At 61.1% G+C, this 13,783-nt stretch carries 11 protein-coding genes and 1 pseudogene; 4 read left to right on the forward strand and 8 right to left on the reverse strand.

Annotation, left to right across the window (positions count from 1 at the left end; all coding sequences use genetic code 11):
* Window positions 1-197: 197 nt before the first annotated feature.
* Window positions 198-1,103, forward strand: a complete 906-nt coding sequence (locus ACIPY3_RS22810; RefSeq protein ID WP_400337762.1) for a sugar phosphate isomerase/epimerase family protein — start codon at window positions 198-200, stop codon at window positions 1,101-1,103.
* A 153-nt stretch (window positions 1,104-1,256) separates the two neighbouring features.
* On the forward strand, window positions 1,257-2,744 hold the full coding sequence (locus ACIPY3_RS22815) for an MFS transporter (RefSeq protein ID WP_400337765.1): 1,488 nt from the start codon (window positions 1,257-1,259) through the stop codon (window positions 2,742-2,744).
* 411 nt (window positions 2,745-3,155) lie between these two features.
* Here the strand turns inward: ACIPY3_RS22815 and iolB are convergent, their stop codons facing one another.
* From iolB to ACIPY3_RS22850, 7 genes and pseudogenes are all read right to left on the reverse strand, one after another.
* Entirely contained in the window at window positions 3,156-4,049 is an 894-nt protein-coding gene (gene iolB, locus ACIPY3_RS22820) for a 5-deoxy-glucuronate isomerase (RefSeq protein ID WP_400337767.1), read from the reverse strand.
* A 22-nt stretch (window positions 4,050-4,071) separates the two neighbouring features.
* Window positions 4,072-4,251 (reverse strand): annotated as a pseudogene (locus ACIPY3_RS22825) (sugar phosphate isomerase/epimerase); the annotation flags it as partial.
* 65 nt (window positions 4,252-4,316) lie between these two features.
* The gene (locus ACIPY3_RS22830; protein WP_400337770.1) at window positions 4,317-5,333 is read right to left on the reverse strand and encodes a Gfo/Idh/MocA family oxidoreductase; all 1,017 of its coding nucleotides are present in this window, start codon (window positions 5,331-5,333) and stop codon (window positions 4,317-4,319) included.
* Between the two features lie 17 nt (window positions 5,334-5,350).
* Entirely contained in the window at window positions 5,351-6,526 is a 1,176-nt protein-coding gene (locus ACIPY3_RS22835) for a Gfo/Idh/MocA family protein (RefSeq protein WP_400337773.1), read from the reverse strand.
* Window positions 6,527-6,777: 251 nt separating this feature from the next.
* Complete coding sequence (locus ACIPY3_RS22840) at window positions 6,778-7,707, reverse strand: ATP-binding cassette domain-containing protein (protein WP_400337776.1); 930 nt, start codon at window positions 7,705-7,707, stop codon at window positions 6,778-6,780.
* 13 nt (window positions 7,708-7,720) lie between these two features.
* Window positions 7,721-8,770, reverse strand: a complete 1,050-nt coding sequence (locus ACIPY3_RS22845) for an ABC transporter permease (protein ID WP_400337778.1) — start codon at window positions 8,768-8,770, stop codon at window positions 7,721-7,723.
* Between the two features lie 70 nt (window positions 8,771-8,840).
* Window positions 8,841-9,833, reverse strand: a complete 993-nt coding sequence (locus ACIPY3_RS22850) for a substrate-binding domain-containing protein (protein ID WP_400337780.1) — start codon at window positions 9,831-9,833, stop codon at window positions 8,841-8,843.
* A gap of 190 nt (window positions 9,834-10,023) precedes the next feature.
* Between ACIPY3_RS22850 and ACIPY3_RS22855 the strand changes: the two genes are divergently transcribed.
* Window positions 10,024-11,061 (forward strand): LacI family DNA-binding transcriptional regulator, encoded by a 1,038-nt coding sequence (locus ACIPY3_RS22855; RefSeq protein WP_400337783.1) that lies wholly within the window; start codon window positions 10,024-10,026, stop codon window positions 11,059-11,061.
* Here the strand turns inward: ACIPY3_RS22855 and ACIPY3_RS22860 are convergent.
* Window positions 11,058-12,029, reverse strand: coding sequence for a sugar phosphate isomerase/epimerase family protein (locus tag ACIPY3_RS22860; protein ID WP_400337785.1), 972 nt, complete (start codon window positions 12,027-12,029; stop codon window positions 11,058-11,060). The two genes, ACIPY3_RS22855 and ACIPY3_RS22860, sit on opposite strands and share 4 nt — an antisense overlap.
* Before the next feature lie 112 nt (window positions 12,030-12,141).
* Here ACIPY3_RS22860 and ACIPY3_RS22865 point away from each other — a divergent pair, with 112 nt between their 5' ends.
* Complete coding sequence (locus ACIPY3_RS22865; RefSeq protein ID WP_400337788.1) at window positions 12,142-13,302, forward strand: Gfo/Idh/MocA family protein; 1,161 nt, start codon at window positions 12,142-12,144, stop codon at window positions 13,300-13,302.
* Window positions 13,303-13,783 lie beyond the last annotated feature (481 nt).

Consider the following 13,783-nt stretch of genomic DNA (forward strand, 5'->3'; position numbering starts at 1 on the left):
CGTCGAAGGCCTCCCCGACGAACTAACCACCGGCGAAGACACAGTACCCGGACGCGCCGACGACAACAACGAAGGCCGCAGCCGACGCGACTAACACACAACCCCCATCGGCTCCGGTCTCCACAACGTCACAGCGCACGAGACCGGAGCCGAACCGCTATAAGGCCATTACGGCCCAACCTTCGTGGAGTCCCGAAATGAAAATCGCCCTTGACCCAACCCCCTTCCACCACAGCCACAGCCTGCTTGAAATCCCGCGCCTTGCCGCCGATCTGGGGTACAAGTACCTTCAGCTCACGCCTCACAAGGACATGATCCCCTTCTTCACACACCCGAAAGCCGACGACGATCTGGTCAGGAAATTCCGGCAGGCGTGCCGTGACGCCGGAGTGGAAGTAGCCTCCGTACTGCCAGTGCTCCGATGGTCCGGACCCGACGAAGCCACGCGGCAAGCAGCCGTCCGCTACTGGAAACGGGCCATTCAAATCGCAGTGGACTTGGGTTCCACACAAATGAATACCGAATTCAGCGGCCGCCCCGAACAACCGGAAGAGTCCGAAGCCGCCTTCTATAAATCCCTCGAAGAACTCCTGCCGGTCATCGAACGCGAGGGCGTTCACGTCGCCATCGACCCCCACCCCGATGACTTCGTGGAGGAAGGACTCGCCGCTTTGCGCGTCATCCGAGGCCTGAACTCTCCCAATATCGGAATGGCCTACGTGGCCTCACACACCTTCCACATGAAGGATCAGCCCCTGGACATCATGCGCGCTGCCGGGGACAAAATCCGGGTAGTGCATGTCTCGGACACGATGAACCACCACGCGTCCCACGGGCTGCGCTACATCACGAACCCGCCCGGCAACGCCGTACGCGTCCACCAGCACCTCAAAATCGGTGACGGCGACGTGAACTGGGCCGAATTCTTCGGCGGCCTGGGGGAAATAGGGTTCCTCGACAGGAACGACACCGTCATGGTGTCCAGTGTCTTCGCCGAGAACGAATCAGGTGAAGAGGTGGCACGGTACCAGCTTCAAAAGATGAAGGAACTCATGAGCCGAACGTCCGAGCGCCCTGTCCAAGAGGCGCACGCGATCGTCTGACTGCCATTCAAGAACACCGCCTGAAAGTCCCCGCTCCCAGGCTCGGCCACTTCCGATTCTGACCGTCGAGCTCCTGCAGGCTATATCGGGCAAGTATGTGGGGGCTGCATTCATCCATGAACGCAGCCCCCACATCATCCAAGAGGAGCAACCATGTATAAGAGGCCTCCAACGACGAACAGCTCCCCCAACGGAGCCCCGTCGGACTCGGCTGGAGGCGACGGGAAAACAGGGCCCGACAGGCCTTGGAAGCCCCGGCTGGCCTTGCTCGTTGCAGCGACCTTCTTCATGGAATTTCTCGATGCAACGATCCTGACCACAGCGATCCCATCCATTGCCGCGGACTTCCGTGTCGACGCCGTCGACGTCAACATCACCATGACGGTTTATCTGCTCGCTGTCGGCAGCGGAATCCCCGTCAGCGGCTGGCTGGCCGAACGATACAGCCCACGGCGAATATTTATCCTCGCCATCGCCATCTTCACCGCAGCCTCTCTGCTCTGTGCCATGAGCCCAAACTTGGCCTTCCTGGCTCTCAGCAGAATAGTTCAGGGCCTGGGCGGGGCCATGATGGTCCCGGTAGGAACCCTCATGGTCCTCCGCGACACCCCCAAATCCCAACTACTCGTGGCAACAGCATTCCTCGCCTGGCCCGGACTTCTGGCACCGGTTCTCGCACCGGTCGCAGGCGGGGTGATCTCCACCTACCTTTCGTGGCATTGGATCTTCCTCATCAATCTCCCACTGGGGATAGGAGCCGTGATAGCCGCCCTGCGACTGACGCCCAAAACTCCGGCAATCCAGAGCCATCGGCTGGACTGGCAAGGCCTCGTACTGACCACCGCAGGCGTTGGAGCCCTCATCGCTGGCCTGGAACTGGCCAGCAGTCACCCGGAGACCCCATGGGCCGGTGTCAGCGCAATCATCGGAAGCGCATTACTTGTGACCGCGGTGCTCTGGATGCGTGCAAGCCCCAACCCACTCTTTGACTTAAAGGTCTTTCACAGCCGCACTTTCCGCGCCACAGCCACAGGTGGATTCATCTACAGACTGACCATCAGCTCGATACCGTTCCTCTTGCCGTTGATGTTCCAAACAGGCTTCGGGTGGTCCCCCGTCCAGGCAGGGGTAATGGTGACCGCCGTTTTCATCGGGAACATCTGCATCAAGCCGGCAACGACACCCCTGATCCGTCGATTCGGGTTCAAAACGGTACTTGTATTCTCAGCCCTTGCCTCGGCATGTACCTTCGCAGGTTTCGCCTTCCTAACCCCTTCGACACCCGCACCTCTGACCTTCGCCTTGTTGCTGTGTAGCGGGGCATTTCGATCTGCGGGGTTCTCCGCCTACGCCTCCCTCCAATACGCAGACACGAAGGCCGCACAACTGACCTCAGCGGCCACGGTTTCAGCCACACTCGTCCAACTTGCCACCGGCGTCGGCATCGCGGTGGGAGCATTGCTGATCCGCTTCTTCGCCCCCAACAGCACCGAAGCGGCCGATGCGGCAGCCCCGTATCGTGCCGCGCTCCTCGTTATGGCTGCCCTCATGGTCACCAGCGCGTTAGATAGCGTTCTACTGCCCAAACGACCGGGAGCGGCACTCGTTGGGACTGGCGCAAACGACGGACCACCAGATTAGGAACTCCCAAGGGAGTTCTAAAGGCCATGCGAGCGTCTCAGGCCCGCGCAGATCGTAGACCCTATCCTGAAATCACAATGGCCCGACAGGGGTAACCGAGGATGTGTTCCACAACCAGAACTCGTTCCGGTAACTGTGATCCAGGCACGCGGCTACGCATTCTTAAAGAGCGAACTCAGTCGCGTCCAATTCTGGACCGCCAGTGATATTCGAAGAGGCACTGCTGCCGCGAACGGTTCAGCCCACGGCACCCGTCCACGCGAAAAAACGAATGAAAGGGAAGTGGCGGCGTCGTCCTACTCTTCACGTGCCTTGTCAGTTCGAATGTTGCCGTTCTCTGGATTTCGGAATAGTTGGCGGGTTACTCGCCTGGTCACAGGGGGCCGCCCCAGACCCAGGTAATCAAACTGGTCAGGCCGTGAACGGGAGTCTCGGGTCTACGTCCTGGCCGTCCCAGGTTTGGCGGATCCAGCCGTGGTGGGGGTCGTCGCTGATGAGCCAGTCACGGACACGTCCAGGGCCGGCCATGACGTTGAGGTAGTAGAGGTCGTAGCCGGGTGCTGCCATGGCGGGGCCGTGCCAGCCGTAGGGGACCAGGACAACATCGCCGGTGCGGACCTCGGCGGAGACGTCGATGGGCCGCTCGTCCGAGGCGTACACCCGGGCGTAGCCAATGGCGTCCGTCTCCTCAGGGGCGGGGGAGCCGGGAGCTACGCGGGTTTCGAAGTAGTAGATCTCCTCGAGGCTGGTTTCGCCGTCCTTCTCTTCGTCGTGCTTGTGGGGAGGGTAGGAGGACCAGTTGCCGGCGGGGGTGATGACTTCGCAGACGATGAAGCGGTCGGCTTCCAGTGCGGCGGGCGTGCCGAAGTTGTGCACCTGGCGGGAGCAGTTGCCCGCGCCGCGCAGTTCTACCGGGGTTTCGGCGGCGGTGATCAGGCGGGTGGGGTACCCGGCCTTTGCCGGTGCGGTCGCGACGGCGACGCGGCCGCCGTCGTTCGAGCTGATGGTGACGGCTTTATCGATACCGGTGTAGAGGACGTCGCTGGGCCCGTGGAAAACCGACTCCCGGCCAGCGAGACTGTACGTCCCGCCGTCGACCGTTACCGTGAACGAGCCGCTCAGCGGCACCACGATGCGCTCTTCGGCAGCGGCGGAAAGTTCGACGGCGGCACCCGGGGCGAGCGTCGCGACCTTCAGTCCGGTATGGGCCCAGCCGTCGACGGCGAGGCTGGAATCGGAGGTGCCGAGGGAAACGTCCCACTTGCCGTCGGTGGCGGTTCCCAAGGGGTATACCCAGTTGACCATAAGTTAAGTCCTTTCAGAGTCTGAACCCGGCCCAGGTCACGTCGCCGTCACCGATCTTCAGGTGCTGGTGCACGCGCACGGCGTCTTCGGGAGGGGTGGTGATGAAGCGAAGACCGTAGGAGGCATGGTGATTCATGGTGTCCAAGACGTGCACCAGATGCAGCCTGTCAACGCCATCACGCGTGATCTCCAGCGGCTTGTCCGTTGTCGTCGTAAGGTTCTGCACTGCATCAACGAGTAGGCTGGTGGGCTCTGGACCGCGGCAGGTTAAACCGATGTGATGCCAGTTGGATACTGTATGACTTCGCTTCTGCCACTACTAAGTGACCGGGTTGCGGCCTCGGCAATTGCTTGGGCGAATAGCCCGTCCCGCAATGACGGGCTGGGAAGTTCGCCCTTTTCGAGCGAGTTCACAAAGTAGTCGAGGGTTGCAGCATAGGTGGGGCGTACCCGTTCAAACCAGCCTGGATGCATTCCGTTCTCCACGGCCTGGCCGAGTGTGTATCGGGTGACTGAGCCGGCGCGGTGGCGGCGGGCTTCCACCATGCCGTTCGATCCCAACACCTCTATCCGCTCGTCGTAGCCGTAACCGGTGCGCCTGGATGTATCGATCTGGACGAGGGCCCCTGTCGGTAGACGCAGTGTCACAGCGGCGATATCGGTATCTCCGAACTCAGCGATGCTCGGGTCCGCCAGGGTCGACCCCGTTGCGTAGACTTCAACCGGGTCCATTCCAGAGATCCAACGGGCCAGGTCGAAGAAGTGGACAGCTTGGTCGCGCATCTGTCCACCAGAGACGCGTAAGTACTCCCGTGGTGGCATCTCCGGCCCTCTGGAGGTGAGTTGAATCAGCGCCACGTCTCCAACTTCTCCGCTGGCGACGGCGTCCCTGAGCTCGGCGTAGTCCCGGTCGAACCGTCTGTTGAAGGCCACCATCGCCCGCGTCGTCCGGGCGTTCACGTAGTCCACTGTTTCGGCCGCTTGTCGGAGTTCCCGGTCGATTGGTTTTTCACACAGGACGGCAATTCCTGCGTCTGCGCCGCGTTTGAGGTTCTCGGCGTGTGTGTCAGTGGACGAAGCAATAAGGACTGCGTCCACCTGAGTTGGGTCATAGATGTTTTCGATGTCCGTGACGGCGGTGGCGCCATGTTGCGCGGCGAGGGCTGCGGCGCGTTCAGTGTCGACGTCGTAGACGAAATCGAACCGCACATTCGGGTGTGCGGCAAGGTTGGCGGCGTGAACGGCGCCCATAAAGCCAGCGCCGATAAGCGCGATGCGTTGCATAATCAGATTTCCATTCTTTAGTGGAGACGTGTGCGGGTTGGCACTTTGACGCGTGCGTGATCTGCCGTGTGTGATGCCAGTGCGCCTTCGACGACGTCCAGGGTGTGGACACCGTCCTCCACTCCAGGAAGGCGCGATAGAAAGTGTCCGGGATCATTGCCGACGGATTCGGCAATTAAGGCTTCGGCGAAGTCTCGATAGAGGTTCGCGAATGCGAGCCCATAGCCGTCGGGGTGACCGGCGGTGAACCGGCTGGCCGTCAATGCGCCGTCCGTGGCCATGGGGCCGGCTTTGGTCAGCAGCGTTGCAGGTCCATCGACGGGACGCCACCACATGACCTCCGCTGACTCATGGTCCCAGGCCAGCGAACCGCGGTCTCCGTAGACAGAAAGGCGGAGGCCATGCACTGCACCGGCGGCCTGATAGGTGCTCCAGCATCGTCCGATGGCACCATTGTCGAACGTGAGGTCCAGGAAGGCACTGTCGTATATTTCGTGGCCTGGTGACAGGCGGTCCAAGCGAGCTGCGACCTCGCTGACTCGTGCACCCGTCACATAGGTGGCCAATTGCAACGCGTGAGTGCCCAGGTCAACAAGCATTCCCGCCTCACCGGCCTCTGCTGACCCGAGGCGCCAGGCATCGGCCGGAGCACCCGCGGCGTACGCGCCATTTGCGAATTCGGTGTCTACTGCGGTGACGCGCCCAAGGTCTCCACGCAGGATCATGTCGCGGGCCATTCGGACCATGGGGTATCCGCTGTAGCAGTGGGTGAGCAGCAACCGTCTGCCGGAGCGGACCAAAGCGTCCTCCACAGCGATTGCCTCGTCGACTGAACTGGTCAAGGGCTTTTCGCTGACTACGTGGAATCCAGCCTCGAGGAGGGCAATGACGATACCGGCATGACTGGAGGGCCTGGTTGCCACGATGACCGCGTCGACGCGGTCCGGCCTGAGGGACTCGGCCCGGATCAGTTCGTGATGGTCGGTGTAGACCCTTTCGGGGTCGATGAGTAACTGTCGGCCGGTTGCTTTGGATAGTGAGTAATCGCGAGAGAAAACTCCGGCGACCAGATCCCAAAGCCCGTCGGCACGGAGCGCGATGCGGTGACTCTCACCAATGTAGGATCCCAGTCCTCCACCGATCATCGCTATGCGCAGGCGACGCCCGAATTTCTCCAGTGACGTGACTTCCATGTCGTGTGGTCCTTCTAGTCCTACTTTCCTCAGCAGGGCCGCTGGTCCGTGGCTGTGGCAAGTAATGGGGCTTGTTGCTTAGTAAAGATAATTGTTTGCTGATTTCCAACAAACCGGGTGTCCATCGTATGCCCCCACCAAGGTTCAGAACGTCTGCATCCGAGGGACCTGAGCCGAGGTTGGACGAGTCGTTTCTTCGTGGGGGCTGTCCGGCCGAACGAACTTAATCAGGCCGAGGGCCGGCCCGGTCGCTAATGCTTCGATGTTATGGCGGGGCCTGCTCCGGGCGTGCCGACGGCGGCGGCCTCGGCTTTGACTTCTTCCAGGGCTTCGGTGTGTCCGCCGAGTTGTTCGAGTTCGTGCGCCAGCTCGGCGAGTTCGGCGCCACCGGCCATTTGGGCGGTCAGCTCTTCGAGGGTGATGTCCTTCTTCTCGTAGTAGCCGATGGACTTGCCACGCTTGAGCAGGAGGAACCGGTCCCCGACGGGGAACGCGTGGTGCGGGTTATGGGTGATGAAGATGACCCCGAGGCCGCGGTCGCGGGCCTGCAGGATGTAACGGAGTACGACGCCGGACTGCTTGACTCCCAGCGCGGCGGTCGGTTCGTCGAGGATCAGGACCTTGGCACCGAAGTACACGGCACGGGCGATCGCCACACATTGGCGCTCACCTCCGGAGAGCTGGCCGATGGGCTGCTCCACATCGCGCAGGTCGATGCCCATGTCCGCGAGTTCCTTCTTGGTGATGTCCTTCATCTTCTGGACATCCATGCGGCGGAACGGTCCCACCCCGGTGGTCAGTTCTGAGCCGAGGAAGAAGTTCCGCCAAATCGGCATGAGGGACACCACCGCGAGGTCCTGGTACACCGTAGCGATGCCGGCGTCGAGCGCTTCACGGGGTGAACCGAACTTGCGCTCCTCCCCCATGATCTTGAGGGACCCGCCGTCGTGCTGGTGCAGGCCGGCGATGATCTTGATCAGAGTGGACTTACCGGCGCCGTTGTCGCCCAGGACGCAGGTGACGCGGCCGTTGTCCACGGCCATGGTCACGTCGCCAAGGGCGATGATGTTGCCGTAGTTTTTTCCAACCCCGTCGAGGGAGAGCAGGTGGACCGGCGTGTGGGTCAAAGGATCCTTCTCGTCTTTCAGCAGGGTTTGCTGGTCGATCTGGTGTGCATTCATTGGTCCGGCCCCTTTACTTCAGCTCTGCCCGGCGTTTGACGATGAGGTTGACGATGGTGGCCAGCAGGAGCATCAAGCCCAGGAAGAACTTGAACCAGTCCGGATTCCATTGTGCGTAGACAATGCCCTTGTTGGCCATGCCAAAGATGAACGCACCGATCGCCCCGCCCACGGCCGAGCCGTAGCCACCAGTCAGCAGGCAGCCACCGATCACGGCCGCGATGATGTAGAGGAACTCGTTACCCACGCCTTCACCGGATTGCACCGCGTCGAAAGCGAACAAGTTGTGCATGCCCAGGATCCATCCGCAGAACCCTACGGCCATGAAGAGGCCGATCTTGGTCTTCGTCACCGGAACACCCACAGCGCGGGCAGCGTTCGCGTCACCACCAACGGCGAAGATCCAGTTACCGACGCGGGTCCTTAGCAGGATCCATGACGCAACGACCACGAGGAGTACCCAGTAGAAGATCGTGACCTTGAGTTCAACGCCCGCGATGGTCACAGACGACGCGAACACGGTCTTGGCCTGATCGAACCCATCCATTGACGCGATTGAAGGCGAAGAGACGGATCCGCCAATGAGCCGGGTCAGTGCCAGGTTCAGGCCGGTCAGCATGAGGAACGTGGCCAGGGTGACGATGAAGCTGGGCAGCTTGGTCTTGACCAGGATCCACCCGTTAATGAAGCCGATGCCCAGAGAGATCACGAGGGCAAGAAGAACGCCAACCCAGATGTTCGTGCTGAAGTACCAAGAGAAGAGCGAAGCGCTCAGGGCGGACGAAATCACGGCCACGCCGGCCGAAAGATCGAACTCCCCACCGATCATCAGCAGCGAAACGCCGACTGCCATTATCCCGATGGTCGAAGAACCGTACAGGACGGTGGCAAAAGAGCTCGATTGCAGGAACGTCGGGGCAACCGTGGAAAAGAAAATGAACAGGACGATCGCACCCACGAGAGCACCCACCTCTGGGCGCGCGAGGAGTTTTTGGAACGGGCTGCGGCGCCCTACCCTCTCGTCAGATACCGGCGCGGGGGCCGGAGCAGTAGCAGTAGCCATAGGAAGAAGAACTCCTTTGTCGGCTTGGTCGTGCGGTGGCAGCCACCGCACGACCAAGGGGACTTGTTGTCTAGCGAACGCCCTGCTGGGCGAACTTGAGGACGTCGGACGCTGTGGACTTGTCCACGATGGCCGGGCCTGTAAGAACGGGCTGGCCGCCGCCGAGCTTGAAACCGCCACGCTTGTTCTGCCAGAGCGCATCGATTCCCATGTAGCCCTGGAGGTATGGTTGCTGGTCGACCGTGAACACCACATCGCCAGACTCAATCTTCGAGGCGAGATCTGCGTTGAGGTCGAAACTGGCGACCTTAGCCGAACTGCTCGCGTCCTTCACAGATTTGATAAGGGTGAGCGTGATCGGCGCGCCAAGGCCGACGACAACGTCAGCATCCTTGGACGCCTGGAGCTTGGCCGTGGCCGTCGACTGCACGGCGGTCATGTCCTTGCCGTCAACATAAAGATTCTCCGTGCCGGGCACTTTGGACTTGACACCGGCACAACGATCTTCGAGGTTCACAGCACCCTGCTGGTGGATAACACAAATGGGGTGCTTGTAGCCCAGCTCGACGAGCTTGTCACCGACGGCCTGACCTGCCAACTTCTCATCCGAGCCAAAGTAGGTGAATCCGCCAAGTTTCTGGAAGACATCTCCGCCCGCGTTCAGTAGAACAATCGGGATGCCTGCATCGGTTGCCTTCTTCAAAACATCCTTCAGGGCATCCGGCGTAGCAGCCGTTACGGCGATGCCATCGACTTTCTGGTCGATGGCCTGCTGGACCAGCTGCACCTGCTTGCCAGGCTCTGAGTCACCGGAGTAGAGCAGGTCGACGTTGTCCTTCGCCGCCGCTTCCTCGGCACCCTTGCGGACGATGTCCCAGAACGTATCGCCTGGAGCCGCGTGCGTCACCAGCGCGACTTTGATCTTCGGCGTGGAAGCCACTTGGCCAGCGCCTGCGCCTGCACTTTCAGTAGGCTTGCCGCCTTGAGCCGAGCAGGCCGCCAACGCCAGCATCGGCACAGCAAGGGCGGCTACGGCTGCGCGCCGCCACGAAAACTTGGTCATTGAATCTCCTTCGATCCATCGCCCGATACCTGCCGCTGTCGCAAGGCAGTGGGCTGTCTTGGTTGTGTTGGGGGTTACTTGGACCACTCGGACCAAGTGTGTTCCTCGACACTCACCATTAGAGCGCTCTAACACGACATTTGGCAAGTGGCTCCTGAAAATATGTCTGAAGCACTGCCATAATGGGGTCGTGGAATCTAGAGCGCTCTCGCGATCAGTGACGATGGAGGACGTCGCGCGAGAGGCCGGCGTGTCCCGCGCGCTGGTCTCCTTGGTCATGCGCGAATCTCCGAAAGTCTCCCCCGCCAAGCGGTCGCTGGTACTCGATGTAGCGTCAAGGCTTGGCTATTCAAGAAACCGGCTGGCGAGCCAGCTGGCAAGCCGCCGCTCGCACACCATCGGCGTGCTTCTCCTTGACCTTCGCAACACGGTCTTCGCTGACATCTATGACGGAATTGCTGAAGGAATGTCCGAAAGCGGAAACCACCTCATGGTTGCCGTCGGATCGGCCGATCCTCTGGACGAGGAAGCTGCGATCAGGTCCTTTGTCGATCTGCGGGTGGACGGCATCCTCCTGGCGGGCTACACCGGCAGTGCCGAACGGTTGGCTACGGCGGCCCAGGGCACGCCTGCGGTGGTGATAACCCGCGAGATCCACGCCCCCGGGATCGATTCGGTTCTTGCCGATGATCTGCAAGGTGGCGAACTGGCGGTTGATTTCCTGCACAGCTTGGGGCACCGACGCATCGCGCACATCGCCAACCGTTCCGCGCTGCCGTATGGGAGCCGCCGATCAGGATATTTCTCGGCAATGCTTAGACATGGACTCGAACCCCTTGTAGTGGAAGAAGACATGACCGAATCCGGGGGGTACCGGGCGATGGAGGCCATAATGGCCGCCTCACCCAAGCCGCCAACGGCTGTCTTCGCCAACAACGACATGGCAGGCTCCGGGGCCCTGGCTGCCCTTGCTCGCGCTGGCCTGAGAGTCCCAGAGGATGTTTCCGTTCTTGGCTTCGACAACACTGACCTGGCCGCTTCCGACCTCATCCAACTGAGCTCCGTTGACCAGCACAGCCGGGAGCTTGGGAAGCTCGGTGCTGATCAGCTCCTGCGGCGGATTGCTGGGGACAGTGGTGCTTCGACAGTGAGGAAACTCCAGCCACAGCTGGTTCCCCGCCGGAGCACCACCGCCCCAAAGAATGAGACCAGACCCGGAGAAGACTAGGCCGTCTTCACTGCTTCGACTGCCGCCAACGCATCCTGCAGCACATTGGCTGCCTCCGCGATGCCCTCTTCGGGCTCGACGGAGTAGTCCTCATGCTCGATGCTCAGTGTGCCGTCGTAGCCGGCCGCCCTTAGTCCTTCCATGAATGCCGACCAAAAGTGCCCGTCATGACCACGGCCAACGGTCACGAAGTTCCATGAACGTTCAGCAATGTGGTCAACGGTCAGGGTATCCAGCCGCGACCTGACATTGCGCCTGTCTTCAATCCGGGTGTCCTTGGCGTGCACATGGTGAATAACCCCGGTGAGCGCCTCGATGGCAGAGAGGGGGTCTGCGTCCATCCAGAACAGGTGGCTCGGATCGAAGTTGGCGCCCACCACGGGGCCCACCTCATTCCTGAGTTGAAGCAAGGCCGGTACGTTGTAGACCAGCTGATTCGCGTGCATCTCCACGGCGAGCTTGGATACCCCGCATTGCCCGGCAAAAGCAACAAGATCATGCCAGTACGGGATGGCTACAGCCTTCCACTGATGCTCCAGAATCCTCGTTGTTTCAGGCGGCCACGATGCCGTGATCCAGTTCGGCATGGAGTCCCCGGGGGCGCCGGGGAGGCCGGACATCAACACGACAGTGTCTATCCCGAGTTCGCCAGCCAGCCGGATTGTCTTCCTGACCAGTGCATCATTCCTGTCGCCCTCACTTGGATGCAACTGGTTGCCGCTGGCATTCAGAGCCGAGAGCCCAAGCCCCCTTTCCCGGAGCTCGCGTTCAAGACGCAGGCGCTCCGCAGCACTGCCGAGCAGTGCATCCAAGTCCAGATGCGGGGCGGTTGACCAATTGCCGGCGGCAAACTCAACACGGGTGAGCCCCAGGTCCGCCGCGAAGTCCAACGCAGCCCCGCGCGACAGGTGGCCGACACCATCCGTTAGCAGTCCAATCTCCACAGTTTCTTCCTTCCACTTGGTCATCCTTGACAGTCTCATTAGAGCGCTCTAACTTAGTCATGGCAAGTAACCCACCATTCTTAGGCCCGCATAGCAGTGCAGCTACGTCGGCCAAGTAAGCAGAAAGAGGCAGAAGATGCCCACAAAAATTCTCAGGATCGGACTCATTGGAGCAGGCATGGCAGGCCAGGCCCATGCGTTCGGGTACCGTAACGCCTCCATGGCGGATCCACTTCGGGGTGTCCAAGTTGAACTCGCCCACGTCGTCGACGCCTTCGCTCCCCTCGCGCAGGATGTTGCCGAGCGTTACGGGTTCGAGAAGTGGGGCAGTTCAGTCGACGAGTTGCTTGCAGACCCCTCCATCGACGCCGTGAGCGTGGCTCTGCCCAACAACCAGCATGTAGACGTGCTAACCAAGGTGCTCGCCTCGGGGAAACACGTACTCACGGAGAAGCCCTTGGGACTCGACGGCTCGCAGGCTAGCCAACTTGCCGCTTTGGCCGCCGACCCGGCCCGCAAGGGAACCGTTGATGCTGTCGGATTCTCCTACCGCCGGATCCCTGGACTTGCCGCACTCCGGGATGCAGTGGCCGAAGGCGCAATCGGCGAGATCCTCCACTTTGAGGCCAGCTACTACAGCGATCACGCCGCGGACCCCGCAGTCCCATTCACCTGGAGGTTCGAAGCATCGACCTCAGGCGGAGGCGCCCTCATCGATATCGGAGCCCACGCCCTGGATGCCATCGAATTTGTCGTAGGACCGGTGCGCGAGGTGCAGGGGGCAAACTTCGCGACCTACATCACGGAACGAAAGGATGCCACCGGAACTGTCCGACCGGTGACAAATGATGACGCTGCCGCTGTTCTCCTCGTCGCCGGTCGCAACGCAATGGGGGTTCTGCAAACGAGCAGGGTGGCCTACGGACGGCCAAACGCCTTGACCCTGACCGTCTTCGGTGTTCGGGGTTCAGCTACGTTCAGCACCGAAGATTTCAACCAATTCACCATCCATCTCGCCGAGGGCGATCCCAGATTCGACGGCCCCCGCCGCGTTATTACCGGCCCGCTTCACGGAGCCTACTCCGACGTTTCATCCTTCCGTTCACGCGGCGTCGGAACCGGTTACGGCGAGGCATTCATTGCCCAGGTACAAGCCTTCCTGGGCTGCATCGTCAATGGCACCCAGATGGAAACCAACTTTGCGGCTGCGGCCGCCACCATGCGCATCCTGGACGCCGCAAACGAAGCAGCTGCTACCGGGCGGGCAGTCCCCGTCGAAACAGGAGCCCACGCCTAGGCCCAGACCACCTCGTTTCAACGGACGGCGCACCCATTCACTCTTGGCTTCGAACCCGCAAGGGACAGCCGCGCGTAGGCCAGTCGATCAATTTTCGCCATGGGGGCCGGGCACCGCGACCCTTTCGGACCACACAAACGGGCGAAGCCTTCCGTCGAGCCTTGGACCCTGCCTCACGAGGTGGTTCGCCTCGTCGGACGGCGTTGCTGGCGCCCGTCATTTCGTGTGGGCGATCGGCCATACACGGCTTTGCCATTCTATGCACGGCTCGTTGCGGGCCATTCATGCATTTGCGGGCATACAGGCCTTCCGCGCGCCCCTGATGTTCTGGAAACGCCGTCCGTTGGCCCCGGATCCCTTCTTTCTTGTTTTGAAGTCTTTTTGTTTTAGAAAGGTTTGCGATTGTCGTGACCCACGAGCTTCTTACTATTGGGCGCATCAGCGTCGATATCTACCCGAATGATGTTGGTGTGGGTTTGGA

Origin of the sequence: Paenarthrobacter sp. NPDC089714 (assembly GCF_044748905.1) — a bacterium.
Taxonomy (GTDB): domain Bacteria; phylum Actinomycetota; class Actinomycetes; order Actinomycetales; family Micrococcaceae; genus Arthrobacter.